Raw genomic sequence first — 247 nt, 5'->3', positions numbered from 1 at the left:
GCAGACAAAGACGCACTGGATGCACGCTTAGATGATCTAGTCGACATCATCTTACCAACAGTAAATGATGAAAACGAAGATGGTGTGGATGATGCAGTTGCAGCACTTGAAGAAGCGACAGAAGCAGTAGAGGCGGCTGAAGCAGCATATGCTGAGGCAGAGCAAGCACTAGCAGATGCCGAAGCAGATGGTTTAATCACGCCAACAGAACTTGCTGAGCTGACTCAAGCACGTGATGATGCACTTG

General features: G+C 48.6%; 1 protein-coding gene. It reads left to right on the top strand.

Going from position 1 to position 247, the window contains the following annotated elements; genetic code table 11:
• Positions 1–247 (top strand): GA-like domain-containing protein (locus AC1M9N_RS14520; protein ID WP_481954982.1); only part of this gene is annotated, 247 nt, incomplete at both ends.

It is taken from the genome of Acinetobacter sp. ANC_7655 (genome assembly GCF_056784015.1).
Note: the sequence above shows the minus strand (reverse complement) of the source record. Positions and strands in the feature narration are given on the sequence as shown.